The organism is Paenibacillus sp. A3M_27_13 (genome assembly GCF_024213315.1).
Lineage (GTDB): Bacteria > Bacillota > Bacilli > Paenibacillales > Paenibacillaceae > Paenibacillus > Paenibacillus polymyxa_B.
On sequence record NZ_JANAVE010000002.1, the window covers coordinates 981,396 to 1,007,038 of the forward strand.

Genomic DNA, 25,643 nt, shown 5'->3' on the forward strand with positions numbered 1-25,643 from the left:
TACTTTGAAATCAATTAGTTGTTATAACAATTATATGAACAACAAGTTATTTTGTCAAAAAAAGTTGTTCGGCGTTTTTAATTCTGCCATCACAAAACAAAACAAAAAAACAGCCCATAAAATACGGGCTGTTTAGGTTGATATAATATCGTTTGCCATGACTGGCGAATTAAGCTTTAGGTACAGTTTCCCAGTCCTTCAGGAAGCGTTCGATACCACTGTCTGTCAGCGGGTGTTTCCACAGAGAAGGGAGCAAGGAACCTGGAATGGTGGCAATATGTGCACCAGACAGAGCAGCATCTTCTACATGCTTAATGTTGCGGATGGATGCCGCGATGATTTCGGATTTCAGACCATGGATGTCCAAAATTTGTCTTAGTTCACGAATCAGCTTCATACCATCAACAGCGATATCATCCAGACGTCCTACGAATGGGCTGATAAAAGTAGCGCCAGCTTTGGCTGCCATCAAACCTTGAGCCGCGGAGAAAATCAGTGTTACATTCGTTTTGATTCCGTTCTTGGTCAGCTCGTTACAAGCGTACAAGCCGTCTTCGGTCATAGGAAGCTTGATAACCACGTTCGGTGCCCACTTGGCGATATCATAAGCTTCTTTGAGCATATCTTCAGCCTTCAGGCCAATAACCTCAGCACTTACGGGACCTTCAACGATACTGCAAATCTCCTGAATGACTTCCTTGAACACTCGACCTTCTTTAGCGATCAGTGAAGGGTTCGTTGTTACACCATCAACCAGACCCAAACGTTCAATACGTTTGATTTCTTCAATGTTACCAGTATCCAAGAAAAATTTCATTTGATTTCCTCCTCAGGTTTATATAATTCATAATACATATCACATGCGATGTACACTAGCTCATTTAAATGTAGCATATTGCACACGTTAAACTTATAATTAGTATGTATTACATCCTTAATTGTGACACATTTTAAATTTGAAAACAAGCTGTCTATGATTAAAATTTGATGAATTGTCGGAAGATGCTGAAATTTACCGATCTATGCTCATTTATAATATATACTACCCCACTTCATAAGGAGGTAATCATTATTCAACTGTCTGAAAGACAGCGGGAAATTGTTGATATTGTCCAGCGTCTGGCACCTGTAACAGGGGATAAAATTGCTGAAACACTGGGACTGACGCGTCCGACTCTCCGTTCTGATCTTGCTCTGCTCGTTATGCTCGGGCTGGTGGATGCCAAGCCGAAGGTAGGCTACTTGCCAGGACGTTACCCCAAATATGATAGTCATATCGGCAACATGCTCAAAAAGCTGACTGTGGCGGATATACTTAGTGATCCGATTTTGATTTCCGGTGAAACGACCGCCTATGATGCGGTGCTGATGCTGTTTCAGCAAAATACAGGCACGCTGATGGTCACAGGGGAGGAGCAGGAGCTCATTGGAATTGTTACGCGCAAGGATTTGCTGAAGGTCATGCTGGGGCATACCGATCTTCACACCGTCCCGGTGACCATGGCAATGACGCGCCGGGCCCAAATGACGACGCTTGCTCCAGAAGACTCTTTACTGGAAGCGATATCGAAACTGATTCGGCATCAGGTCAATTGTCTTCCAGTTTTGGACGAGCAATGTAGCTCCTCAACTCCAATTCAAGGGTTGGTAGGGCGGGTTACGAAAACGGACATCATGAACGCCATTCTGAGCTTGACAGAAGAAAAAACGTAAAAGATGAATAAGGGGGCCTTGTATGTACTGGTTGGCCATGCTGACGATGCTGATTGACCATGTCGGACTTGTGTTTTTTCCGACGGATCCGGCTTGGAGAATTGCCGGCAGGCTTGCTTTTCCAATCTATGCCTACGCGCTGTATTTGGGATATACTCATACCCGAGACATTCGGAGCTATATGCTCCGTCTACTCGGACTGGCTCTGATTTCTCAGGTGCCCTATATGCTGGCGTTTGATGTACTTAGACCGAACGTAATCTGGACGCTATTGTCCTCGTTGCTTGCGCTGGCTGCTGCATCCCACTTGAAGCATTGGACGGCTGTAACGGGTCTGTACGTCCTTTCAGCTCTGGTTTTGGAGCTCAGCCAGATGGATTACGGAGCCTATGGACTGCTGTTGGTTCTCATTTATCGATACACCGATTCATACATGATGATTGCAGCCCATTTTGTTTTGAACGTTGTGTATGATATGGTGCATCACGCGAATCTCCAACACTTTAGTCTGCTGTCCAGCATTCTGATCGTATGTTTTGCAACTGGAGAAAGCGGATTTTATAGTCGGGTACCGCGCTGGTTGTGGCGTAGCTTTTACCCGGTACATCTGGCTGTTATCGCGACAATTCGCATCTGGCCCTAATCTACATCTCATACAACAAAAGAACCTTTAAAACCACGACATAAATGGTTTTAAAGGTTCTTTTTTATCCTTGAATAAGCTAGCTAACGTTTAGGATACCTTGTTAGGACCTTGGGCAAAAGGAAGTGGGCGAAGGGGAGCACCTTCCTTCATGTATTGCACCAATACTTCCGGAATATTGTGTATTCCACCTGCATTGACGCGATAGCCGTTCGTTTGCCCTGGCGAGTTAATCCCACGTTTCACCGTGAACGTAACATCAATTCCCAAGGAACGGCAAATTTCCAGTGTTTCCTTGGTATACCCACCATATGGGAAGGCAAGTACATTCTGATCATTGTGTAGATGCTTGAACAGCTTCTTGTCAGCCATGCCCAAATCGGTATAAACCCGCTGTTTGAACTCATCCTCGGTTTCCATTCGCCCCAGCTTTTTCGAATACACAGGCCCCATCAGAAGCGGCTTTTGTTTGGTGCGTGCTGTGTTGGAGTACCCGTAAGCATGCTGGTCATTGGTATGATTGTAAAAATCAATGCCTTCGGCATGCATCTGATGAATTTGATCCCATGTCAGCTTTGGAATACCAATGTGTTTGGGATTGCTGATCGTGGACGTAATGAGAAAATTGGTTGCCGGAACCTGATACTTTTTCAACACGGGAAAAGTGTCCGTATAAAAGGACTCATAGCCATCGTCGAATGTCATGAGTACCGCATTATCAGGAACCTTGGCTTTATGTAAAATAAAGTCGGTATACTCTTTCATCGTGATCCAGTGGAAGCCGTTAGCTTTCATTTCGTCCAACTGCCTCGTTAAATTACTAAGCTTGAGAGCGCCGGGATCAGGTGGAGTCTTGGTCACCTCATGATACATCAGGACAATGACTTTGTTTTGGTAATATACTTTATCTGGTGTAGGCGTCAGTGAGAATAAATGGCGTACCAGTCGATCTGCATGAGCTGTACGTGTACGATGAGTCCCTTTAACTGTAGGTGTGTGGTATATGCTACGTGCTTCATACACCAAAATCCCTAAAATAGCCAACAAACTTATGATTAGCAACGTTCTTTTAAAAAAAGTGTGTTTCATTGAATGACATCCCCCGCATGCAAAAAATTCTGAAAGTATAGAGGTTTATACTAAATATGAAACTAGCAAAATCTAGTCTATCATACCGAAAACATGCGGGGGAAATATCACAACTTTGTTACCTCTGTGTTGCTTTTACAGATACCGATGAAGAGGTCGGGAAGTAACCGATCTCGACGGCATGCTGGATCATGTTCCGAATAAAGTTAAGGTCGGTTGCCGGGCATTGAACGCCAGCTTGTTCCAGCAGAGCTGCGGTTACAGAGCATCCGTAACGGTAAGCTGAATCCTTGGCTCCGTCACCTTCCAGTTGTCCCATAGCAAGGTGAAGTGCATCCTCCTGAATGCCGGAAGACGGATTCAGCAGCCAAGCGCTGTAATCGTCAAAAGGCAGGGTTTCTACTGCGTAACCGAGTTGGTTTACCATAGCGATCAGTTCATCATATGGCAATGGGTTCGGATTGCAGATATGGAAAATGCGGTTTGCGCTTTTTTGATGAACGGACAGCTCTACGATAGCACGGCTGGCGTAATCAATCGGTGTGAAGTCCGTATGCCAATCAGCTTGTGGCGCTTTGCCCAGCAGCAGCATCGCCTTCATCATACGATAATAAGCATTGCTGTCGATATTTCGCTGGAAGCGTCCGTTGGCCGAATGGGCTGTCAAATTACCCGCGCGATAGATCGAGACAGGCGTACCCGCTTGAGCTGCTTGGAACAATAGCTTCTCTGCTGCGAGTTTACTGTTCGTGTACAGGTTGTCCACGTTCAATTCGTCTGGGAAGGCAGAAAGCTCCAATGCCGACTCCCATTTTCCTTCGTTAGCAAGATCCTCCGGTATTCCCATAGTAGAGACATGATGGAAGGATACTCCTGGCTTGGCTTGGGCGATTTTCAGCAGTTCCAGTGTTCCTGTCACATTCGTGCGATCGAAGGCTGCCGAATCACCAAAATGGCGAACGTCAGCGGCGCTGTGAATGATGCCGTCGATTTGGTGCTCCAGCATATGGCGGTCGACGGAAGAGAGACCAAGATCAGCTTGCTCCAGATCCCCATAGACAGCTTTTACCCGTCCTTCGATCAAGCTGGAGATATCTTGTCCAAAATATCCCGTCAATACGGACTGAATACGCTCGATACCGGATGGACCGTCCTGAGAAGGGCGTACCATCGCGTATACTTTGGCTTCTGTCCGTTGAAGCAGGTCATACAGAATGTGCGAGCCCAGATAGCCTGTAGCACCGGTCAACAAGATCACGCGCAAGTCGCGGACTTCAGCTAAGTCAGAAGCACCAGACAACTCAATAGGATGCTCATTCAAGTCCATTTTTTCTTGAGAAATCGCAAGTGGCTTGCGTTGCGGCGTTTGTTCCGTACCTAATTGTTCCACATATTCAGCAAGCTCGCGAACGGTTTTGTAGCGGAAAAAATCTCCGATGCGCAGCGCGCCATAGCGCGGCTTTAGAATAGCCAGCACATGAATGACACGAAGCGAATCGCCCCCAATCAGGAAGAAATCATCGGTAGCGCCAATGTTATTTTTACCAAGCACTTGAGTCCATGCTTCGGCAATAAGTGTTTCGGTTCCTTCTCGGAGAGGTTCCCCGCCAAATGAAAGATCAGACGCTTCCGGAAGTGGTCGCAGGGCCAACTTTTTGCGATCGATCTTGCCAGTTGGTGAAATTGGCATGGCTTCCAGATGAACGACATGGCTTGGTACAAAATAAGAAGGCAGCTTGCCCCCAATATAAGACTGAATAACGTCTTGTGGAATGGATTGTCCATCCGAAGTGGTAAAATAGCCAACTAACATGTTCTGATCTGTGTGATCTTTGACGGCTACTACAGCGACGTCCTGAACACCTGGATGTTTGGAAAAATGGTCTTCAATTTCTCCAATTTCAATCCGATTCCCCCGAATTTTGAGTTGTGAATCCTTGCGGCTTACGTATTCAATCGTACCATCTGGCAGCAGCTTGGCGATATCACCCGAGCGGTACATTTTTTCACCCGGAACAAAAGGATTGTCCACGAATGATTGGGCTGTACGTTCTGGCTGATGGAGATAGCCATGGGCCAATGCAGGAGTAGCAATGCATACTTCACCCGGAATATTGACAGGGCAAAGCTTGTTATCATCGTTAACGATATACACTTTGTAATTGTAAATAGGCTTGCCGATCGGAATATTGACGACATGCTCAGGCACGGCACCACGGACCCGATGGGTCGTCGTTGCTACGGTGCATTCTGTCGGTCCATATACGTTTACGATGTCGGTATCTGTACCGAATTTGCTTTGGAACGCTCGAACTTGTGAGCCGTACAGCGCTTCGCCTGCCACGGTAACAATCCGTACCTTAGCGAGTTTGCGATAGCCTTCGTCTGACAAGTACGTAGATAGCTGATTAAAGAATACGGTCGGCAAAATGGTAATAATCGTCGTGCCTGTACGTGCAATGGCTTCAGCGAATTCTTCAACAGATACACGTTCTTCGGAAGACAGCAAGTACAATTTTGCACCGTAAAACAAGGCTCCAATTGTATCCCAAACGGATGCATCGAAGCTGTAGGTCGCAAATTGGGTCAACACATCCTGAGGTGTAATGTCGCAATCGCGTTGCACGACAGCTCCTAGGTTAACGACACCACGGTGAGCGATCAGGGCACCTTTCGGTTTGCCTGTAGAGCCGGATGTATAGATGACATAAGCTAGATCATCCGGACTTACATTAACGTTCGGATTGCTTGCAGCATAGCCTGCCAGTGGCCCGTTAATCGCTAAAATTTCTTTTACCGTCTCAATCGAACCGCACAGTTCAGTCGCTTGTTCCATGAGTGCGGAAGTTGTTAAGACAAAAGGAGAACGCGTGTCTTCGACAATGTAGCTACTCCGGTCAGCAGGGTGGGCGGGATCAACAGGTACATATACACCTCCGGCTTTCAGGATACCAAGCAGTGAAATGACGGTCTCTAAGCTCCGTTCCATGAAGATAGTCACGAATTCACCTTTGGTAAGACCTTTGGATAACAAGACACGTGCGACTTGGTTAGCACGTTCGTTCAACTCACGGTACGTGTACTCTCCAGTGTGTGAAGCAATAGCCGGACGATCAGGATATTGTGAAGCCGCCTCCTCAAACATTCCATGAATAGTTTGGTGCTCAGGATATTTCACAACTGTATTATTTAAAGCTTCGTGAGCAGCTCGATCCGCATCCGATAATATATCAATGGAATTCACAAGTGCATGGCTGTTGGTTAGCGCGCCACGCAAAAGGGTTTCAAAGTATTCTGCGTATCGGACAACCGTTGTTTCCAGCAAGAGTGATTGATCATAACGTATCTGTATTTGATAAGCGCCATTGTGTTCACTAACAGCCCAGTCCATAATACGGGATTCTACACCGCTGTCCGTAGGCAGATTTGCCGAAAATGAAGTATCGGCTTGTGGTTCCGCAAGGTATGCATTAGGCTCACGGAGCATGTCCTGAAATAAGTCTGCTAGTTCATGAAAAGTCGTTTCCTTTTCGACTGTCAGCGAAGCTGTAAGCAGACCGGTTTGTGGCACAAATGTAGAAAAAGAAACTTCTTCTTCTGCGGATAGGCGATATACCCATGCAGTATATGCTGATAAGAGCAACGCTTGCTTGTCTTCCGCAGTTTTTTGCTGATTTAATTGTTCCGAGATGGACGCTTCTAACTCTACTTGATAAGTAGAGGATGTATGCTTGCGTTGTATACGTGCACAATCCAAGGGAACTAGGAATGGGGATGGGATTGTCTGTGTGCTGTTTTGTAGTAATGAAGCCATTACGCTAACCTCCTGAATGTATGATGTCTTAATATAAATGATAAACTCAGTAAATGCCTCCGATCCCTTCAAATGCATGAACAGGAGGGAGGCATTACCGAATGATTTACTTATGAAATAAATTTTGGAGTCGATAAATGGTTATTATGATTTGGTACGGTTGGTGTCTGCAATTTTGAAATAAGATGTAATTTCTTGAAGCTCTTCAGACATGGATGTCAATTTATGGGATGAATCAATGATCGAATCCAAAGAAGCTTTTTGTTCCTCCACCGTTCGCACAATGTGAACACTGTTATTGGCTGTTTTGGTTACGGTGGAAGAAAGATCGTCTGCTGTTGCTGTCATTTCCTGTGTACCCGCAGATATTTGCTCAGTAGCACTGGATACTTCTTGGATTTGCCATGCTACATTTTTAGTTGCTTGAAGAATATCATTGAACAGCACGCCTGCTTGTCCGGCAACGACGATTCCGTTTTGAACTTCAACGTTTCCTTGCTCCATCGACTTCACAGCTTGTCCGATTTCACTTTGAATTTCTTCAATCAGGGACGTAATTTGTTTGGTTGCATCCGCAGATTGTTCTGCCAGCTTACGTACTTCACTGGCAACAACGGCAAAGCCTTTACCTTCTTCGCCAACGCGCGCAGCTTCAATAGAAGCGTTCAGAGCGAGCAGGTTGGTTTGACTGGAGATGCCTGAAATGGTACTGATGATATTGCCAATTTCCTGCGAACGACTGTCCAGCAACTTGATGATACGGGAAGTATTGGTTACTGTATCGGTAATCAAGTGCATTTGGGATGATACCTTACCTACAATCTCGTTGCCTTCATTAGAACGTTTCTCTACCGAATTGGCTTCCTCCGCAACATTGGAAGAACTAGTGGCAATATTTTGAATTACCGAAGCCATTTCAGCCATGGCACGTGCACTATCACCTGTTGCTTTTTCCTGCGAACGGATATTCTCCGTGATTTCACTGATGTTTTGATTGATGATGTTGGAATTGATTCCGTTTTGCTCGCAGATTGCGAGTAATTCCTTGGCAGATTCATTGACTTCATCCGTTGTCTGCTTCACTTTGGTCATAATGCTGTTAATATGACTTACCATATTGTTGAAGTTCTGATTCACGAGCCCCAAATCATCATGACCTGCATGAATTTGAACATCCAGATTTCCTCTGCTTACTTCACTGATACCGTACATCAGTTGCTTAATCGGGGACAGCGTGCGTTTCACAACCCAATATTGAAGCGCCAGGCAGATCAGTAGGAAAATCACTAAAATGGTAGCGCCGCTAATGAGCAGCTTGGTCAATCCTGCAGGTACGGCACCGGCATCTGCATCAACTGCAAAATATGCAAAGATTTTGCCACTTGGATCTTTAATCGGAGTCATCAAAGTCGTCCATGTACCAAAAGAATCATCGTAGAAGCTGGTGAATGTTGGTTTGCCACTGTCCAGCATACCGGTTACGCCTACTGCTACGACATTGGGTTGCTCGTACATGGAGCCAACGAGCAGCTTATCTTTTTCAAATGCTTCTCTGAGATCCGTTGGCATCGCCACAATAGATGTTAGATTGCCATTTTCGAGCTCCGTCCCGAAAATATAAGCATGAGAGATATTCGGATTCGTCGCCATGATGTTATCTAGATACGCGCGGAGTTTGGTTTGAACGGGTCCATCATAATTTTTCTCTTGAACCGCTTGGGTTACTTCATCGGAATTAATGCCCTGGGCCCACTTCAATGTGATTTTTTCCACTTGCCCATGCAATTGGTCTATCAAAATCGTACGTTGGATCAAATAACTGGACACAATAAGGACTAGCCCAATCAATACGATGTTGAAGAAGGATAATAATAAGTTTTTGGTGAAGAATGATAAGCTACTCCACTTTTTCAAAATGTTCCACTCCCTGGTTGTATTTTTGTATATGGTGTTGAACCGCTTATCGAATGAGATAATCAAGTCCCCCTTACAAACATATTAATCGAGATCATAGACCCTTGAATTTTAAGTAATAGGTCTTAAGTCCTTTTATAGACAAGTATGATATCCCTATATATATGTCGTACGAAAAGCCCTTGAAATGAATACCTTACACAATAAAAAATTAATTTTTAATAGGTAAACGCTGTCTGTGTTTCAGTATATTCCAATTTATACTTCTACTTGAAATTCGACTTCATTACAGTCCATAAGCAACTATTCAACAGAAACCATCATACTTTATAATAGAGTCAAATGCACTTATCAATTTGGGACATTTTTCATATTTGACGTTGGAAATGCTTGATTTAGCGCGGTTTTTGTGAATTGTTTGCGAAATGAGTCCTTATATCCATGTAAAGAGAAGAGGGATAAGAAGAATGTCCAAGCTTACGATTTTAAAGGTTGAGAGTAATCATGAGGATCTGTATAAGTTGATTCAAAGGCTGGATGAGGACTTGCTGGAAAGGTATCCTGCCGACGAAATTTACTTGGTCGATTTTTCCAATCCGAAAGTTAAAAAAATGGTTTTCGCTGTTGTGTATGTGGACGAAAAACCGGTGGCTTGTGGAGGGCTTAGGCCTATAGATGCGGAAGAAATGGAGCTCAAAAGGTTTTATGTCGATTCCTCTTATCGCAGACAAGGAATTGCGGTGAGTCTATTATCTTTTTTGGAAGAGGAAGCCAGCAAACGAGGAGTTGTAAGAATTAAACTGGAGACCGGAGCGGCTCAACCTGAAGCGATTGCTCTCTATACCAAGCGGGGATACGAACCTATTGAACGGTTTGGGGAGTATGAACACGATGAAAACAGCCTTTGTTATGGTAAAAAGCTGTCTCTGTTATTATAAAGCGTTCTCTTATAAAATGGATGATGATCAATACTAGCCTATATAGCGGGAGAGATGATAATGAATTTGAAGCAAAAAGCGGCCGAAAAAGCAGTTGAGGCGATTCAGGACGGCATGAAAGTAGGACTTGGTACAGGCTCGACAGCCTTTTGGGCTATTCAAAAAATCGGTGAGCGTGTAGCACAAGGATTACATATACAGGCTGTAGCTACATCCCAAGCCTCGGAGGATCAGGCCAGGGAGCTGGGAATTCCCATCATTCCGTTTGATCAGATTGGAAGGCTTGACGTTACCATCGACGGTGCAGATGAAGTGAACGAGCAACTGGTACTGGTGAAAGGTGGAGGCGGAGCCCTGCTGAGAGAGAAAATTGTGGAAAGCAATAGCGACCGATTAATCATTATTGTCGATGAGTCCAAGGATGTGAAGGTGCTGGGTGCATTTCCTTTACCCGTTGAGGTCGTACCCTTTGCCAGTGAGTGGACGTTGGAGGCTTTGCGGGGGACGGGCTGTAAAGCAGAATGGCGTATGAAAGACGGCGAGCGCTTCCTTACGGATAATGGTAATTATATTGCCGATTGTCGCTATGGTAAGATCGAGAATCCGCAGGAATTGGAAATCCGCTTGAATCAAATTCCGGGTGTAGTCGATAACGGACTGTTCATTAATATGGCGGACCAGGTTATTATCGCACGGGCCAATGGACAGATCGACGTCCGTAACAAGTAATGTCTAGGACCCGCCTGCTTCATCATGTGGCATTGATGTTATTGATTTTATATACAGGGCTTCTATTATATTGGATGTTTCTCGGTTTTGGTCGTACATTACGACCAGGCCCCCCGTATTCGTATAATATTGTTCCGTTTGATACGATTAGGCAATACTGGCGGGCAATGGAGTCGTTTCCTTTTCGGGTATGGGGTGTTAATTTGCTCGGTAATATTGGCGTATTTATTCCCTTCGGTATCCTTGTGCCTATCATTTGGGTGTCCATGCGAAGTATAGGCAGTCTGTTGTTAACGATAGTGATCGCACTGGTCATTCTTGAGGTGTCCCAAATGCTACTGGGCGCAGGTACAATGGATGTAGATGACATCATACTGAATGTTCTGGGAGTATTATGCGGCCGTGTTGCCTACGTATTTGTACGTAAGAAGTTAGGGATAACAACATAATCGTCCCGCTCTCTGGATCAGTGCTTTAAGACTGGCTGAGAGCGGGCTTTTTTTACATAATGAACTGTAACCTTCTCATAATAGACGGTAATTCCTCCATTTATAGGCCGTAAGAGCAGGGAAAGGAACGCTTAAACTTGACAAAAGTGCACAATTAAGATATCTTGGAATAAAGATATGAGTAACGGAGGCTGTTAATATGTCTGTAAAACCAGATGATCAGGACTTAGCACTTAATTTGTTCGTTGTTCTGGCTCGTGCTTATAATTCGGTCACGTCCCGTACAAATCGGGACATTCATAGTCATGGATTAAATACAACAGAATTTGGAGTGCTTGATCTGCTGTATTATCGGGGACCACAGCCTTTGCAGAAGATTGGAGAAAAGGTACTAATCTCTAGTGGGAATATTACGTACGTGGTAGATAAACTTCAGAAAAAAAACTTGCTTACCCGTCGTGCATCACAAGATGATCGGCGTGTGATTTATGCAGAATTGACTGATGATGGACGTCATTTCTTTGAGCAAATATTCCCGCAGCATCATCGTGTCATTATGGAGACCGTAGATGGCTTATCTGTGGAAGAGAAAGAGCAGGCTATTCATCTGTTAAAAAAGCTTGGACTAACGGCTGAGGGGCAGAAGAGTAACGGATCATAAATTGTGCGTATGCAGGTTAAAACTGCTTTTAGATAAAATACCGACTTCTCGGTATTTTATTTTTTTGTCGTATTTTGGGGAGTAGGGTTAATGTAGAGACGCAAATCAGGTATAATTGTCTAATAGTCACGTCTGGAACAAATCCCCAGTATCTGTTTCGAATACAAATACCTTGTCGGGGAAGGAGCTGTACATGAGTATACAGCAATATACCGCAGGTGAATCGCTATTGATGCAAGCAGGAGCTTTGGCTGAATTAGTTACCCATAAGCAATACGAATTACAGCCCGATCTTTTGCAGCGTTTTGGGGATAACGGTAAAATAAAGACAAAACAGGATTCTATATATAGTTTGAACTATTTAGCTGAAAGTGTAATCATGAACAGCCCTATTTTATTTACACAGTATGTTTCCTGGTTAAAAAAGCTTCTGGAGGGTTTCGGCATAACCCAAGAAGATTTGAGCATCAATTTCAGATTAATCCAGCAGACGTTGATAGAGCACTTCGATCATACGGATAAAACCATGGTGCTGGAGCATCTGGATTTGGGGATACAGCAAATTGGGAAGAAAGAGGAGTATGCCTCTTTTATTACAGATGATAATCCTTATGCTGCTAATGCGGCTCAATATTTGGAATATTTACTCTCAGGTAATCGCAGACAGGCTTTGGATTGGATCGTCCGTTTGCTGGATGAGGGTATCTCTATTCAACATACGTATAAATATATTTTTCAAATTTCGCAATATGAAATAGGCCGTCTATGGCATGAAGGCAAAATCACCGTCGGTCAAGAGCATTTTTGCACTGCCGCGACTCAATTTATTATTTCCAGCCTGTACCCCAGATGGATGGGAAGTGGAAGTAAGGAACGCTGCCTCGTGGCGGCGTGTGTAGGCAGCGAGCAGCATGAATTTGGTCTGCGTATGCTGGCTGATATATTTGAAATGGATGGTTGGGATACGTATTATTTAGGTGCCAATGTACCTAACCGGAGTCTGCTTCAGGCCATTGTGAGTTACAAGGCGGATGTGGTGGCTATCTCAGCTACCATGGCTTACCATGTCCATTTAGTGAAAGAGTTGATTGCTCTCATTCGGCAAGACCCAACTACTAGCCATGTGAAAATTATGGTCGGAGGCTGGCCTTTTAATCTCGATTCCCACTTGTGGCAGGAAGTAGGGGCGGACGGATACGCGCCAGGTGCGGAGGAAGCGCTGGAGGTTGCAGGTGACTTACTTTCGCTCAGGAAATAAGGTTAGTTTTGTGAACCTGTAAGTCATTTTGTAAAGGGGGCCTTTTAATATGAAGGAACCGACAGCAGAAATGGCTGTCCTGCGGAAAACGGTCGAACAATTAACGGATGAGATTGTGAAAAGCAAGGCTGAGGAAGAAAAGCTGCTGAATGAATTTTCATCAATGAACAACGAACTGGTCAATCTGCAGCGTCAGCTTGCCAAAAGTAATGCGGAATTAACACGGACGAAGGAAGAAGCGGTACGGGCTAATGACCTAAAGAGCACTTTTCTGGCTGTGGTTAGTCATGAATTCAGAACGCCAATGAATGGAATACTTGGAATGATCGAAATGTTAGGTTCATCCAAACTTTCCCCAGATCAACGGCAGGCCATCGGTGTGATACGTGAGTCAGCCTCCCTGTTGTTGAACATGATTAATAATCTGCTTGATATATCCAAAGTGGAAGCAGGACAGATGGAACTGGAGATCGGAAATGTCAGAGTTCAGGCGATTATGAGTCACGTTGCCCAGTTGTTGGAGCCGCAAATCTATCAGATGGGTAACCGGTTGAGTATAGAGACCGATACCAGTGTGGCAGAGCATCTGGAGGGAGATTCGGCAAGGATCATGCAGATCTTGCTCAATCTGTTGAACAATGCGAATAAATTTACGAGTGAAGGATTGCTCATCGTTCGAACAAAATTAGTGGAGGAAACAAAAGATTCCCAACGTGTTCGGTTTGAGGTGCAGGATTCGGGTATTGGGATTTCACCGGAGGATCAGAATAAGCTGTTTCAGCCCTATGTACAGGCCGGTGAAGGAAGCGCCTCCCAATATGGAGGAACGGGTCTGGGGCTATGGATATGCAGTTCATTTGTGGAACTCATGCAGGGAGAAATTGGGGTCGTCAGTGAAGAAGGCCAAGGCTCTACGTTCTGGTTTGAAATTCCCTTCATGAAAGGATCGGAGCAGGCAGACGAAATGAAGAAGCATGAAACTGGTGATTTGAAGGTGTTTAGCGAGTTGCTGCGTGAGCACAGTCATTCTCAAACTATTTTGGTGGCTGAGGATAATCGGGTAAATCGTCAGGTGGTGCAATTACAGCTTAACCACTTGGGATTCCAGCATATTGATTTTGCTGAGGATGGACAAGCTGCTGTAAGAGCGGCCTCCGAACGATCCTACGCTTGTATTCTAATGGATCATCATATGCCTCTGCTGAATGGTCATGATGCGGCGAAAGCGATCCGCCAGCGGGAAGCAGAAAACCAGCAACCACCTGTGCCAATCATTTCTTTGACCGGAAATGTGTCCGAGGAGGATCAGGCACGGGGCCAGGAGGTTGGAGTGAACGATTACTTGATGAAGCCAGTAACGATTGAAAGGCTCTCTGAAAAGCTTGTCAAATGGCTTCCAAAGCCTGAAACCAAGCCGATTTTGGATGAGGAAGTTATACGTGAAATTATGATGCTGGACGAGGATGGCAGCACGGGACTACTGGAGTCATTGGTCGAAATGTATACTAGTGATACACCTGCCAAAATCAATAGGTTAAGAGAACTGGCTGCTGCGGGCGAAGCCACAAAAGTAGTAGAGGCTGCTCATGAGTTGAAATCAGGCAGCGTGAGTCTGGGTGTCGGGCGTTTGTCCTCGTTGCTGTCCGATATTGAACAGCTTGCACGGGAGAACCGACTTGAGAATGCGAAAGCGAAGTTGTCTGCGCTCCAATCTGTCTATCAAGCAACGTGTTTAGAGCTGGAACGCTATATTCACCAGTGCTAGACAGGTTTCCCCCTTGTTAGACTTGCATACGGAAGGAGGACGTAAGAGACATATATGAAAGAACAGTTACGTTCCATTCACCCGCTGGCCTGGACGATTATTGTCGGTACAATTTTTGGACGGATGGCGACATCCATGAGTATCCCGTTTTTGTCTATTTACCTTACCACCCGTCTAGGGGTGTCCCCCTTTCATACGGGGGTGATCGTATCGGTCAGCTCGTTGGTCGGCATTTTTGCCAGCTTTTACGGTGGATATATTTCAGATCGAATCGGACGGCGAAAGGTGATGCTGGTGTCCATTGCGAGCTGGGCGCTTGTATTCGTTGCTTTTGCGTTGGCGGAAGCGGCCTGGGCCTTTTTTGTCATTAATGCTCTGAATGGACTGTGCAGATCCTTGTTCGAGCCAACCTCACGGGCACTGTTATCAGATGTAACCCCGAAGGAGAAAAGACTGCTTATCTACAATATGAGATATGCAGCCATTAATGTTGGGGTGGTGGCAGGGCCGTTGCTTGGTTTAATGTTAGGATCTGCATCCACGGGGACGCCGTTTATGGTAGCTGCTGGTGTGTACGCATTGTACGGGGTACTGTTGTTGATCCAATTTGCCCGGTATGCATCGGATCTGCATATAGGTACAACGGCGGGAGAGGCTCCACTGCGGATGGGCGAGGCATTCCGTACAGCCAGCCGTGATCCGGTGTTTATGCCGATTTTGCTGGGAACGGTATTTTGTGTGATGGGCTATGCTCATTCCAATTCCACAATGCCTCAATTCTTGTCCTTATCCTTCGCAGAAGGAACCCGATGGTTTACATACATGCTGACGGTCAACGCGGTTTGTGTATTGGCATTTCAATATCCGCTGGTGCGATTGGCAAGTCGATTTTCCCCGGTGAATTCCTTGATTGCAGGGAATATATGTATTGCGGTCAGCCTGTTGCTGTGCGGTATGCTAAACTCAGGCTGGATGTTTATACTGGATATGGTGCTGTTTACGGTTGGTGAAGTGTTATTGTTCACGATGTTGGACGTACTGATTGACCAAATTGCAGATGCTCAATATAAAGGGACCTACTTCGGTACAATCGGCTTTAATAATTTGGGAAGCGTGCTGGCTCCTTTATTTGGTGGCTGGTTGCTGGATATCTATGGTCAAACGGCGCCGCTTGCCGTTTTTGTTCCGGTTGCCCTGTCGGTTGTGATTGGCATTCCGTTTCTTCTGGTCGCACGCCGCCGTCTGGCGCAGCGTACAGCACGGATCGCGGCTCAAGGAGGAGAATCGGTGCAGCAACTGTCATCATAAAAAGGGAGTTGAGTGCAGGATGAAGTCGGAAGAAAATGTGCTACGAATCATACAATATATGAATGATCCGCAGGTACTGCAAGACTTGCGATATGTGCGAGAGCTGAAGTTGCCGCAAGGATGTATTGCCGCAGGCTATGTACGTAACCGGGTTTGGGACAAGCTCCATGGCTATACAACTGCTACACCTTTAAACGATATTGATGTTATTTACTTTGACCCGAAAAATACGCTAGAGGAACGAGATGAGTATCTAGAATTGTCCTTGAACCGTAAGCAGGCTGGACGTAACTGGTCTGTCAAAAATCAGGCTCGGATGCATATTCGCAACGGAGAGGCTCCTTATTCCTCGATAGAGGATGCGATGAGCCGCTGGCCAGAGACGGCAACGGCTGTGGCGGTTAGATTGAATGACAAGGATCAAATAGAGGTCATTTGTCCGCATGGATTGGAAGATCTGCTGGATATGCGGGTACGGCAAAGTCCTTTGTTTCGTCACACAACGGCTTTTCGTCAGCGTGTATTTGAGAAGCAGTGGCTTGATAACTGGCCGTTGCTTATTATGGAGAATTAGAGGTAATCCTAATTTCAGGATATTAAGGAGAGACGACATACAATGTTTAAAAATATAAAAACAGATTCAGATCGTGAGGAGGTTCTGGAGCTGTTAACCTACGCTGTGCTGGATCATCCTGAACGCGGAGAAGCAGCTTTACGTACCTATCAAGCCTCGGATGACTGGAAGCTGTTCGGTGTAGAAGATGAAGGACTTATTGTAGGTATTGTTGGCTTTGAGGAGCAGGAGGATGGAACAACCGTAATTCGCCATCTGGCCGTGTTGCCTGAAAACCGTCATAGAGGATATGCCAGAGGTATGCTGCTTACGCTTATTCAGGAGCGTAATCCGAAACGGCTTACTGTGGACACGGATGCGGAGGGGGCAGATTTCTTCCGCAATGTGGGCTTTGCCGTATATGGATCAGAGGATTTGCCGGATGGTGGGCAATTCCATTGTGTATATGAAATAGACGAAGAATAAGCGAATCTCCGGGTCCCGCGTTCCTCTTTCTACATAAGATATGTTATGTAGAAAGAGGGAGGTGGGTTTCATTGGCGTACCACTATACAGCGATTGGAGATTCTTTAACAACAGGTGCGGGGACGTTGCTGAGCGGCGGATTTGTACCTATCTATCGGCGAATGGCAGAAAGACATCTCCGTACGCCAGTCAGTTACGAGAATCTGGGAATCAACGGGCTGACATCGCAGGAGTTGCTGTCAATGGTCCGCAACAATCCGCTTTTTCGGTCGGCGCTCAGCCGGGCTGAACTTATAACGGTAACGATCGGCGGGAATGATCTGCGCCCATACATCAGCGCCCTTGCTGGAGGTTCCGGCTCGTCAGGTTCTTCCATTTCGCAAGCGCTGAATCACACCAAAGAACATGTGCGCCAAATTGTACATGCCCTGTATCAGATAAAATCCGGTCAGCGTGAGCCATGTATCATCCGGATGGTGGGATTATATAATCCTTTTCCTGAGGTAAGGGAGGCGGGAGTATATGTGCGCCAGTACAACTCGTTTCTCTACACATTGGGCGGACCCAATTACCGGGTGGCGAACATTTATCCCGCATTTGAGGGCTATGAACGGGCACTACTTTCGTTAGACCGGGTGCATCCGAACAGTCGTGGTTATCGTGTGATTGCGGAAGAGCTGAATCGGCTTGGTTATGCGCCGTTACGCTGAGCGTGAGAGGATGCTTGGGATCGGACAAAGTATATTAAAGAAAGAGGTTCATCATGGCAGTAGCAACTGACCATCATGAACCTCTTTTTATGCATTTCGGCGTGCTAAATCTCCAATATAGCTTTCAACTTGGTGCAGTCCGCCTGTAACTCGGGCAGCTGACCCAAAAATAGAAGGAGGGCTTTCACGTGAGCTATTTCCACGTTTTCTTCTGAGAGTTCACCCTTTAATCTGCTTAGGATTTGCACATATTCATTCCGGGGAGCTTCATTTAATTTAGTTTGTTTCAGAACCGTATCCATACGTTGCAGTGCATAGGAGATTTGTTTTCCCTTGGTCCAGATTTGATCAGAATCTTCATGGAATACGGAATCGCGGCCCCACATGATTTGATGTTGAACATCAGGGCTCAGCATTCCTTGTGCTAGCATATCCGTAATGCTGAGCATAAATTCAGCCAGTGTTTGCTGCTCCGTCCAGGACAGCTCTGAATCGCTCAATCGGAGGGAATTGACAATCATGCTTTTGACGACAAACTCAATATCATACGCATAGTTTTTTATGGATTCTCCATAAGCATCAATTAATAAATCAATCATCACGTTAGATAAATGATGTTCAACACGATCAATGGCTTGTGCGATTTTTTCTTCCTTAGAACCGATTAAAGGAACGGAGTATACCAGCAAATGAACTTTATTCTTATAAATCCGGCTCAGCGCAATCAAATACAGTTGTCTCAACTTTTCACGGGAAGGTAGCTGGTGCTTCAAATAAAGTTCTTTAATATCTGCATCAAGAAGCTTTTCAATCAGGACGATTGTCCCCAGCAGCAACTCTTCTTTACTTTGAAAGTATTTATAAAAGGAAGCCTTCACCATCCCGCTTTCACGTGCAATCTCATCGACCGAGGTGGCATCGTATCCCTTTTCTGAAAATAGGGAAAGGGCAGCATATATGATATCTTCACTTGTTATTTTTTTCATTGTACCCCCAATTTTTTGCTCTGTCTCTTTAATTTCCAGCGGGCAATAACCATATACAGGGACGGAACCACAAACATCGTAAGAATGGTCGAGTACATCAATCCAAACATAATGGTATACGCCAGAGGTCTAAACATAAGTTCCCCAATAAGAGCAATCGGAATCAGACCGACAATGGCTGTCAGCGAAGTAAGCAATATGGGGCGGAAACGCGCTTTGGTCGCTGCAACAACGGCCTCCTTCAGTTCGATCCCTTCACGTCTTGCATCCTCAATAAACTCAATCAGCACAATGCCGTTACGTACGACAATACCTGCCAAGGTCATTAAGCCCAACACGCCCATAAAACTAACCGGCGTATTTAGAATGAACAAGCCAAGAAATCCGCCTGCTGCTGCCATATACACGGTAGTCAATATGATGAGTGGAGTCGAGAAAGAAAAAAATTGCAAAAAGATCAGCATGAAGATTAATAGTATGACGACAACATATAACCATCCTATTTCTGATAAAATGTCATCTTGTCCTGAAATCTCGCCGCCAATTTCCCAAGTGTAGCCTGGAGGAAATTTAATGTCCTGCAATTTAAGCTTGACGTCCTTCATGACTTCGGAAGCTGTACGCCCGTGAACTTCAGCTTCAACAGTAATCGAACGCTTTAAATTATAATGGTTAATTTTTTGTGTTGCAAAGGATGGCTTCAACTCAGCCAATTGAGATAAAGGGATTTGAACACCATTGGCATTGGTCACATTCAATTGCTGAAACAAAATTTCAGGATTTTGATCGGTTTGGCTTAGCTTCAGCTTAATATTTATCAAATCTTTCCCCGTATCAAATCGGCTAAAGCTCACGCCATTACCCATTAACAAGAGTGTACGTGTCAGATCATTATTGCTTACCTGATATTGATCCATCGCTTGTTTGTTGATTTGGAAATCCAACGTATAGCCTTCATTTTCCATATTGTCTTGTATGTCCTGTGTTCCTCTGGTAGCCATAATGCCTTCTTTTAACTGCTGTGACAACGAACGCAACTGATCTACATCATTGCCTAAAATCCGAATGGAGATCGGCTTACCGAGAGGCACCCCCACTTTGGCTATTTTCAAGGAAATGGATTGACCCGGATAACGATCCTTTAAGATGGAGGGCCATTTGTCTGCCATTTCATCGGGATCAAATGCACCTTCTTCCCCAATAATAGCAATTTGACCCACGGTTGTGCCTGTTTTGGCGTCAGCGGTCATATCTTGAAACAACCGGGGAGCGTCGCCGCCAGCCGCATAACTGATCGTTTCCACATGAGGTTGCTGCTTCACCCATTTGGCAATATCCTCGGTGACCCGCTTGGTTTCTTCTATAGAAGTACCTGTAGGCATACGCACATTAATGCTTAATTCCGGATCGTTGGTTCTGGGGAACAGGTCGATCGGAATCAGAGCAAGTATGCCGTACAGCGTGGTACTGATCAATAATCCTAATGCAGCATATAATCCAGGTTGCTTAATGACTCTCGGAATCAGCTTGCTGGTATATACGTTACGAAGAGCATCAATTTGTTTTCCCAGCAGTCCCGACGGCTTCATGGTGGAGTTGGGCGTTTTTTGATTTCGTTGTCCATACCATTCTCTAAAGATTGGGATGACGGTAAAGGACATGAGCATGGAAGCCAATAACGTAAAGATAACAGCAAACGGTAATGGTTTGATAAGGGAGCCTGCATCGCCTGATAAAAAGAACAGCGGGGCAAAGGAGGCTACAGTTGCCAGGGTTGCGGTCAAAATGGAAATGGAAACTTCTTTCGTTCCATTTAATGCTGCTATCTTGGGACTCTCGCCCAAGGTCATCATTCTGCGTTCAATATTATCATTAACCACCACAGCATCATCGACTAGAATCCCCATTACAATAATTAAGCCAATGACCGTAACCTGATTCAATGTTATTCCGAGCATAGGGAGAATAATGAGACCTATGGCGATTGAAATAGGAATAGCCAGTGCCACAAAAGAGGATGTAATCAGATTCAAGCCCAATGTACATACGATCACAACCGCCGCAATGGCAAACAGCAATTCACGGGTCAAGCCATGAAAAATATGATCAATCCGCTCGGTCTGTGAAAATAACGTATTCAGTTGAAACGTATTAGGCAGATTTGGTTTTAACAACTGCATTTCTTTATTTACTTTGCTATAAATCGTGTCTACGTCAGAGCCGGTATTACCGTTAATCGTCAGTGTAATAGCTGGTTTACCGTTAAAAAAGGCCATATAGCTGCTGGTGTTATGTGTAAGCAATACGGTGCCCACATCACTGAGATACACAGGAGCGCCGCTGTCTGTTCTGGAAATAATGACTTTACTCAAATCCTGAGCATCCTTGGACTGCTTTACATTCAAGCGATAGGTACGTTCATTGTAATCCAGATTGCCTATCGGATATTGATCATTTTCCTTCTGCACTGCACTCATGAGCTGTTCCCAACTGATATGGTACTGCTGGAGCTTTTGAGCATCAATTTGAATCTGAACCTCTTGATCCGGTAATCCCTTGATTGTTACTTCCGATACACCGGGAATGGTTTTTAATTGATCCTTCCACGATTTCACCATATCATTTAGTTGATACAATTGCTCCACAGAGTCCCCCGTGATGGCGTAGGAATGGATAAATACCTTATTCAAATCATCGTTAACGAGAGGCTTTTGAGCATCTGTGGGCAGAGAAGACTGGGCATCGTTCATTTTTTTGCGTAATGTATCCCAGGCTTCTGTGGCATTGGCGTTGCCTTCTGTCTCAATGATAATCGTCGAAAGTCCATTTTCGGATGTAGAAGAAATCTTTTTAATATGATTGATTTCTTTCATTTTTTGTTCCAGAGGCTTTGTGACCGTTTGTTCTACCTTTTGGGGTGTAGCTCCAGGGTAGAGGGTCGTGACCACAGCGGTTTTCTTGATAATATCCGGCGTTTCCTGCCGGGGAAGCTGAGAGACACTATACAGCCCGGCAACAATCGACATGATAAACATAAAGAGGGTCAGTTTTTTCTTTTTGATAAAATATGCAATCATTTGCTCGTTCCCCCCATGATCTGAACGAGCAGCCCATCGTAGATCAGGTTTACTCCGGTGGTAACGATACGATCCCCGACATTCAGCCCCTTGGTAATTTCGAGCTTATTGTTGGACATCTGACCGACATTCACGACCGTCTTGACCGCTTTGTTGTTCACCACTTTATAGACAAAAGTATCTGTACCGTTATTAATGACAGCCTTGGCTGGGAGCAAAATTTGCTCACTTTGGGTCAATTGGCGGCCTGCCTTTACGACTTGTCCCGGGGCCCAATCATGCTGGGTGTTAGGAACAATCACTTCCACGTTGATACTGCCCGTATTGGTGTTGGTGGCCGGATAAATTTTACTGACCGTTCCTTCTCTGTTCTCATCGTACAGTTGAAGCTGGACGGTCTGACCTTGCTTCCAGTTCGTGATTTCATGATCGGGAACAGGGAGCAGCACCTTGAGCTTGTCGATTTGTCCGATACGATATACCGGCTGTCCAGCGCTCGCCAATTGTCCCACCGTTGCTTTTTTCTCCAGAATAACGCCGGAAATGGGGGCTTTTAAAGCTGTCTTGGAGAGGGAAAGTTCGGCTTGCTTTTTGGCAATGACCGCTTGCTGATATGCTGCAGTAGCGTTATCTTTAGTGGCTACTGCCTGTTCCTTCGCGGCGATGGCAGACTCTTTCCCGGCTTGGGCTTGGTGCAAGCTGGATGCTGCCGATTGCCGATCTTCTATTGTCGCTCCCTCCTGTATTAAGGAGAGGGCATCTTGTGCATCCTCCAGGTCCCTGGAGGCGTTGGTTAAAGCAAGCTGTGCATTTTCATAATCGTTTTTGGTTGCAGCTCCCTGATCATATAAAAGCTTGGTGCGTTCAGCGGTAGCCTGTGCTTTAGTCAAAGCGGACTGTGCTCTTTGCACTTTGGTACGGACCTGTGCCCTTTCCTGCTCACGGGCACCCTTGTTCACTTTGTTAACTCCAGCTTGAGCTGCTGCCTTTTGCGCGTCGGCGGATTGAATGGAGGCATCTGCACTTGAAATGGCAGCTGTAGCATTTTTGATACCTGCCTGTGCTTCAAGGATAGCTGTACTAGCCTGCTCCAGTTGTAGCTGGTAGCTGGATGAATCAAGCATCGTCAAGATCTGCCCCTGGGATACGGAGTCTCCCACATTGACAACTGTGTCGCGAATCAGTCCGGATAACTCAAAAGATACGGAGGTATCCTCATAGGGCTGTAGCGTGCTTGAAAGGTCAAAAGAAGCAGACAGCGGTTCTTTTTTAACAACCATCGCTTCTACCTTTTGATTTTGTTGTTCTGCTGCTTCTTGATCACTCGATCCTGTAGATGAGCAAGCTGAGGTGAACAGAAGAATGAATATAGCAGATATGTAGAGACTGGGTTTTAACAAGATGATCATCCTTTCTGTCTTTTTTGTACTTTAAAGTTTATGCATAAACTCATCAGTTCATAAACGGATTATATGACCTGATTTGTGGCATGTCAACAACTGATTACAAAAAAATGCCCCAAATTCAGGAAGCGAAAGGGAGCCGATTCAGGTCCGTGGAAGTACATGGTAGACAAACGTAAAAACGACCTTTCTCAAAAGAAGAGAAAGGTCGTTAAGAAAATAAATATAAGCTGTTTAGCCGATTAATTTACGGAATAAGCTGCGTGCAGCCCACTTGCGCTCACTTCGTTTGTGGTATTTGGGCAGCGAGCGATAGACGGCAATGGACTGGTTAAAGGCTATAGTGGCTTCATCCTTGCGTCCCAGCATACGGTACATCAAGCCTGTCAGATAATAGCCCTCACTGGAAGAAGACTGAATCTCCTGAAATTGCTGCAGATAATGAAGTGACTTATTTACGTCACGTTCTTTGAAAGCAGCGGCTAAATGCAAATAAGGCTCACCGTATTGCACCCGCGGGTTAATATCCAGTGCTTTCAATAAATGCTGTTCTCCAACCTCCAGATGGTTTGTGTGTACTTCAGCCGTTCCCCGTGCGTTCCAATAGTCTGCTGATTCTTCATAACGGGATTCAATTTCCAATAACAGCTCCAAAGCCTGCGGATATTTCTTGCTTTCGATCCAGATACGTGCCAAATCGAACTTGGCAGCCACATCGTTGGCGTTTAGCGTAATCTGTTGGCGCAATCGAGCGGCATTGCGTCTTCTTTTCCATGGTTTGCTGATGCTGGGCAATACACCGACAAAGCTGCGATCTAATATATAGATCACGATTAGGAGTACGAGCATTGCCAAAAACGGGTTGCCGAGCAAACTCCATAGTAGAGAGAAAATTAAAAATTTCCCAATCATTCTGCTCCAATCCTCCTGTGCATGTAACAATCCATACTTTCCACATTATAGCATAGGGTCACTTTAAGGGTCATTAGCATGATGAGATTTGGAAGGATGGTAGAGGGGGCGAGAAGAGAAATACTTATTTGTGATGCTCGATGTATAGTTTTACGAGAAAAGGAACCTTTTTTTATTTCCGCCAAAAGGTTGAACAGTCTGCCTTATCCAAAATATTAAACTCGATCATTTTCTCAAGTAATGAGAAATCAACTGGACTATCCCACTGGATACGTACCAACTGCTTGGTGTGATCATAGCCAGCCTGCACAATTAACTCCGAAAAATGATTAATCCCTGCCTTTTCAGGGGCAACGGCCAAATGATGTTTGGCTACGCTAAAGCCAATAATAAATGTGCCGTGATCCGTAAACATAGGTTGATTCCACGCAATTTTTTCCATTAAATTTGGAAACTTCTTGGTTACCCAAGCCAAAACCTCTTGCGTTCGGGCCCGATGTTGGGGGTTATCAATATGCTCTAAATATTCTGCAAAAGCTTCCATGTTGTTCCCTCCTTAATTAAAAATTATATCGTGCAGAAAAGTTCCTCAAACTTATTTCTCATTAAATGGTTTAAATATCATTTTATCGCAGTAACATGTTTCTCAAGGAGTAATTGTCTGTTGAATAATCAAAAATATATTTAGATATAAAAAACACCGTTTATGTCCTGTTATATTCCTCAGCAAGAATAGAGTACAAACATGAATCATGAAACTCGCCTTTATAGTACCAGTGTTCACGCATCAAACCTTCACGTTGCATTCCGATCTGTTGCATAACCTTCTCAGAAGCCTTGTTTTCTGGACGACATGTTGCATAAATACGGTGGACAGCAAGTGTGCTAAATCCAAAGTCTAGTAACGCTCGTGCTGCCTCTGCTGCATAACCCTTCCCTTGATAATCTGGATTCAAAATGTAACCCAATTCTGCATTAGTATCTTTGACATGAATACCCATACCGCCGATCAGGATTCCATTATTTTTCAGACAAACGGCTAGTTCGTAGTCTTGTCGTGGCTGTTCCTGCTGCGAAGCTAAAACTTGTTCTATATATGCCTTTGTATCTTCTTCTGTATTCGGTCCCCAGGCTGTATATCTAGTAACTTCAGGCAATGACGTGTACGTATGTATACTTTCCCAATCAGATCTGAAAATATCACGAATGATGAGCCGGTTTGTCTCAAATTGCAT

At 44.9% G+C, this 25,643-nt stretch carries 22 protein-coding genes; 12 read left to right on the top strand and 10 right to left on the bottom strand.

Annotated elements, in window-relative coordinates; translation table 11 throughout:
• Window positions 1–169: 169 nt before the first annotated feature.
• On the bottom strand, window positions 170–817 hold the full coding sequence (gene fsa, locus NLX82_RS11030) for a fructose-6-phosphate aldolase (protein ID WP_013309811.1): 648 nt from the start codon (window positions 815–817) through the stop codon (window positions 170–172).
• 185 nt (window positions 818–1,002) lie between these two features.
• Between fsa and NLX82_RS11035 the strand changes: the two genes are divergently transcribed.
• Both NLX82_RS11035 and NLX82_RS11040 read left to right on the top strand, forming a co-directional pair.
• Entirely contained in the window at window positions 1,003–1,713 is a 711-nt protein-coding gene (locus NLX82_RS11035) for a CBS domain-containing protein (RefSeq protein ID WP_254348208.1), read from the top strand.
• 22 nt (window positions 1,714–1,735) lie between these two features.
• Window positions 1,736–2,356 carry a TraX family protein gene (locus tag NLX82_RS11040; RefSeq protein ID WP_254348049.1) on the top strand — a complete coding sequence of 207 codons (621 nt, stop codon included), beginning with the start codon at window positions 1,736–1,738 and terminating at the stop codon, window positions 2,354–2,356.
• A gap of 90 nt (window positions 2,357–2,446) precedes the next feature.
• Here the strand turns inward: NLX82_RS11040 and NLX82_RS11045 are convergent, their stop codons facing one another.
• The 3 genes from NLX82_RS11045 to NLX82_RS11055 form a co-directional block, all read right to left on the bottom strand.
• Window positions 2,447–3,445, bottom strand: coding sequence for a polysaccharide deacetylase family protein (locus NLX82_RS11045; protein ID WP_068940615.1), 999 nt, complete (start codon window positions 3,443–3,445; stop codon window positions 2,447–2,449).
• A 118-nt stretch (window positions 3,446–3,563) separates the two neighbouring features.
• Window positions 3,564–7,259: a non-ribosomal peptide synthetase family protein gene (locus NLX82_RS11050; protein ID WP_209941700.1), complete on the bottom strand. Its 3,696-nt coding sequence runs from the start codon at window positions 7,257–7,259 to the stop codon at window positions 3,564–3,566.
• A 144-nt stretch (window positions 7,260–7,403) separates the two neighbouring features.
• Window positions 7,404–9,173: a methyl-accepting chemotaxis protein gene (locus tag NLX82_RS11055; protein WP_023988122.1), complete on the bottom strand. Its 1,770-nt coding sequence runs from the start codon at window positions 9,171–9,173 to the stop codon at window positions 7,404–7,406.
• Between the two features lie 467 nt (window positions 9,174–9,640).
• On the opposite strand from NLX82_RS11055, the gene NLX82_RS11060 reads away from it, so the two are divergent.
• The 10 genes from NLX82_RS11060 to NLX82_RS11105 all read left to right on the top strand — a co-directional run bounded on the left by NLX82_RS11060 (window position 9,641) and on the right by NLX82_RS11105 (window position 18,030).
• Window positions 9,641–10,111 carry a GNAT family N-acetyltransferase gene (locus NLX82_RS11060; RefSeq protein ID WP_254348056.1) on the top strand — a complete coding sequence of 157 codons (471 nt, stop codon included), beginning with the start codon at window positions 9,641–9,643 and terminating at the stop codon, window positions 10,109–10,111.
• Between the two features lie 60 nt (window positions 10,112–10,171).
• On the top strand, window positions 10,172–10,840 hold the full coding sequence (gene rpiA / locus NLX82_RS11065) for a ribose-5-phosphate isomerase RpiA (protein ID WP_023988124.1): 669 nt from the start codon (window positions 10,172–10,174) through the stop codon (window positions 10,838–10,840).
• Window positions 10,840–11,289, top strand: a complete 450-nt coding sequence (locus NLX82_RS11070) for a VanZ family protein (RefSeq protein WP_023988125.1) — start codon at window positions 10,840–10,842, stop codon at window positions 11,287–11,289. The genes rpiA and NLX82_RS11070 overlap by 1 nt, the downstream gene beginning before the upstream one ends.
• A 199-nt stretch (window positions 11,290–11,488) precedes the next feature.
• The gene (locus tag NLX82_RS11075) at window positions 11,489–11,950 is read left to right on the top strand and encodes a MarR family winged helix-turn-helix transcriptional regulator (RefSeq protein ID WP_013309820.1); all 462 of its coding nucleotides are present in this window, start codon (window positions 11,489–11,491) and stop codon (window positions 11,948–11,950) included.
• A 193-nt stretch (window positions 11,951–12,143) separates the two neighbouring features.
• Complete coding sequence (locus tag NLX82_RS11080) at window positions 12,144–13,208, top strand: cobalamin B12-binding domain-containing protein (RefSeq protein WP_254348064.1); 1,065 nt, start codon at window positions 12,144–12,146, stop codon at window positions 13,206–13,208.
• Between the two features lie 49 nt (window positions 13,209–13,257).
• Window positions 13,258–14,973 (top strand): ATP-binding protein, encoded by a 1,716-nt coding sequence (locus NLX82_RS11085; RefSeq protein ID WP_071558900.1) that lies wholly within the window; start codon window positions 13,258–13,260, stop codon window positions 14,971–14,973.
• A gap of 54 nt (window positions 14,974–15,027) precedes the next feature.
• Entirely contained in the window at window positions 15,028–16,281 is a 1,254-nt protein-coding gene (locus tag NLX82_RS11090) for an MDR family MFS transporter (RefSeq protein WP_028542757.1), read from the top strand.
• A 19-nt stretch (window positions 16,282–16,300) separates the two neighbouring features.
• Window positions 16,301–16,855, top strand: coding sequence for a nucleotidyltransferase family protein (locus NLX82_RS11095; protein WP_023988129.1), 555 nt, complete (start codon window positions 16,301–16,303; stop codon window positions 16,853–16,855).
• Between the two features lie 42 nt (window positions 16,856–16,897).
• Window positions 16,898–17,320 (top strand): GNAT family N-acetyltransferase, encoded by a 423-nt coding sequence (locus NLX82_RS11100; protein ID WP_023988130.1) that lies wholly within the window; start codon window positions 16,898–16,900, stop codon window positions 17,318–17,320.
• A gap of 71 nt (window positions 17,321–17,391) precedes the next feature.
• On the top strand, window positions 17,392–18,030 hold the full coding sequence (locus NLX82_RS11105; RefSeq protein ID WP_254348066.1) for a GDSL-type esterase/lipase family protein: 639 nt from the start codon (window positions 17,392–17,394) through the stop codon (window positions 18,028–18,030).
• Window positions 18,031–18,134: 104 nt separating this feature from the next.
• On the opposite strand, the gene NLX82_RS11110 is transcribed toward NLX82_RS11105, so the two are convergent.
• The 6 genes from NLX82_RS11110 to NLX82_RS11135 form a co-directional block, all read right to left on the bottom strand.
• Complete coding sequence (locus tag NLX82_RS11110) at window positions 18,135–19,016, bottom strand: TetR/AcrR family transcriptional regulator (protein WP_254348068.1); 882 nt, start codon at window positions 19,014–19,016, stop codon at window positions 18,135–18,137.
• Window positions 19,013–22,093: an efflux RND transporter permease subunit gene (locus NLX82_RS11115; protein ID WP_254348070.1), complete on the bottom strand. Its 3,081-nt coding sequence runs from the start codon at window positions 22,091–22,093 to the stop codon at window positions 19,013–19,015. Before NLX82_RS11115 ends, NLX82_RS11110 begins: the two co-directional genes overlap by 4 nt.
• Complete coding sequence (locus NLX82_RS11120) at window positions 22,090–23,502, bottom strand: efflux RND transporter periplasmic adaptor subunit (RefSeq protein ID WP_023988134.1); 1,413 nt, start codon at window positions 23,500–23,502, stop codon at window positions 22,090–22,092. The genes NLX82_RS11115 and NLX82_RS11120 overlap by 4 nt, the downstream gene beginning before the upstream one ends.
• 228 nt (window positions 23,503–23,730) lie before the next feature.
• On the bottom strand, window positions 23,731–24,408 hold the full coding sequence (locus tag NLX82_RS11125; RefSeq protein WP_254348072.1) for a tetratricopeptide repeat protein: 678 nt from the start codon (window positions 24,406–24,408) through the stop codon (window positions 23,731–23,733).
• 172 nt (window positions 24,409–24,580) lie between these two features.
• Complete coding sequence (locus NLX82_RS11130) at window positions 24,581–24,952, bottom strand: iron chaperone (RefSeq protein ID WP_028542750.1); 372 nt, start codon at window positions 24,950–24,952, stop codon at window positions 24,581–24,583.
• 160 nt (window positions 24,953–25,112) lie between these two features.
• Window positions 25,113–25,643 (bottom strand): GNAT family N-acetyltransferase, encoded by a 531-nt coding sequence (locus NLX82_RS11135; protein WP_254348074.1) that lies wholly within the window; start codon window positions 25,641–25,643, stop codon window positions 25,113–25,115.

What these genes read in the sequence shown, in the direction of transcription:
- NLX82_RS11115 (WP_254348070.1), bottom strand. Translation starts at nt 22,093, where the DNA reads ATGATTGCATATTTTATCAAAAAGAAAAAACTGACCCTCTTTATGTTT.
- rpiA (WP_023988124.1), top strand. Translation starts at nt 10,172, where the DNA reads ATGAATTTGAAGCAAAAAGCGGCCGAAAAAGCAGTTGAGGCGATTCAG.
- NLX82_RS11090 (WP_028542757.1), top strand. Translation starts at nt 15,028, where the DNA reads ATGAAAGAACAGTTACGTTCCATTCACCCGCTGGCCTGGACGATTATT.
- NLX82_RS11125 (WP_254348072.1), bottom strand. Translation starts at nt 24,408, where the DNA reads ATGATTGGGAAATTTTTAATTTTCTCTCTACTATGGAGTTTGCTCGGC.
- fsa (WP_013309811.1), bottom strand. Translation starts at nt 817, where the DNA reads ATGAAATTTTTCTTGGATACTGGTAACATTGAAGAAATCAAACGTATT.
- NLX82_RS11060 (WP_254348056.1), top strand. Translation starts at nt 9,641, where the DNA reads ATGTCCAAGCTTACGATTTTAAAGGTTGAGAGTAATCATGAGGATCTG.
- NLX82_RS11050 (WP_209941700.1), bottom strand. Translation starts at nt 7,259, where the DNA reads ATGGCTTCATTACTACAAAACAGCACACAGACAATCCCATCCCCATTC.
- NLX82_RS11080 (WP_254348064.1), top strand. Translation starts at nt 12,144, where the DNA reads ATGAGTATACAGCAATATACCGCAGGTGAATCGCTATTGATGCAAGCA.
- NLX82_RS11130 (WP_028542750.1), bottom strand. Translation starts at nt 24,952, where the DNA reads ATGGAAGCTTTTGCAGAATATTTAGAGCATATTGATAACCCCCAACAT.
- NLX82_RS11100 (WP_023988130.1), top strand. Translation starts at nt 16,898, where the DNA reads ATGTTTAAAAATATAAAAACAGATTCAGATCGTGAGGAGGTTCTGGAG.
- NLX82_RS11135 (WP_254348074.1), bottom strand. Translation starts at nt 25,643, where the DNA reads ATGCAATTTGAGACAAACCGGCTCATCATTCGTGATATTTTCAGATCT.
- NLX82_RS11110 (WP_254348068.1), bottom strand. Translation starts at nt 19,016, where the DNA reads ATGAAAAAAATAACAAGTGAAGATATCATATATGCTGCCCTTTCCCTA.
- NLX82_RS11075 (WP_013309820.1), top strand. Translation starts at nt 11,489, where the DNA reads ATGTCTGTAAAACCAGATGATCAGGACTTAGCACTTAATTTGTTCGTT.
- NLX82_RS11095 (WP_023988129.1), top strand. Translation starts at nt 16,301, where the DNA reads ATGAAGTCGGAAGAAAATGTGCTACGAATCATACAATATATGAATGAT.
- NLX82_RS11085 (WP_071558900.1), top strand. Translation starts at nt 13,258, where the DNA reads ATGAAGGAACCGACAGCAGAAATGGCTGTCCTGCGGAAAACGGTCGAA.
- NLX82_RS11120 (WP_023988134.1), bottom strand. Translation starts at nt 23,502, where the DNA reads ATGATCATCTTGTTAAAACCCAGTCTCTACATATCTGCTATATTCATT.
- NLX82_RS11040 (WP_254348049.1), top strand. Translation starts at nt 1,736, where the DNA reads ATGTACTGGTTGGCCATGCTGACGATGCTGATTGACCATGTCGGACTT.
- NLX82_RS11070 (WP_023988125.1), top strand. Translation starts at nt 10,840, where the DNA reads ATGTCTAGGACCCGCCTGCTTCATCATGTGGCATTGATGTTATTGATT.
- NLX82_RS11035 (WP_254348208.1), top strand. Translation starts at nt 1,003, where the DNA reads ATGCTGAAATTTACCGATCTATGCTCATTTATAATATATACTACCCCA.
- NLX82_RS11045 (WP_068940615.1), bottom strand. Translation starts at nt 3,445, where the DNA reads ATGAAACACACTTTTTTTAAAAGAACGTTGCTAATCATAAGTTTGTTG.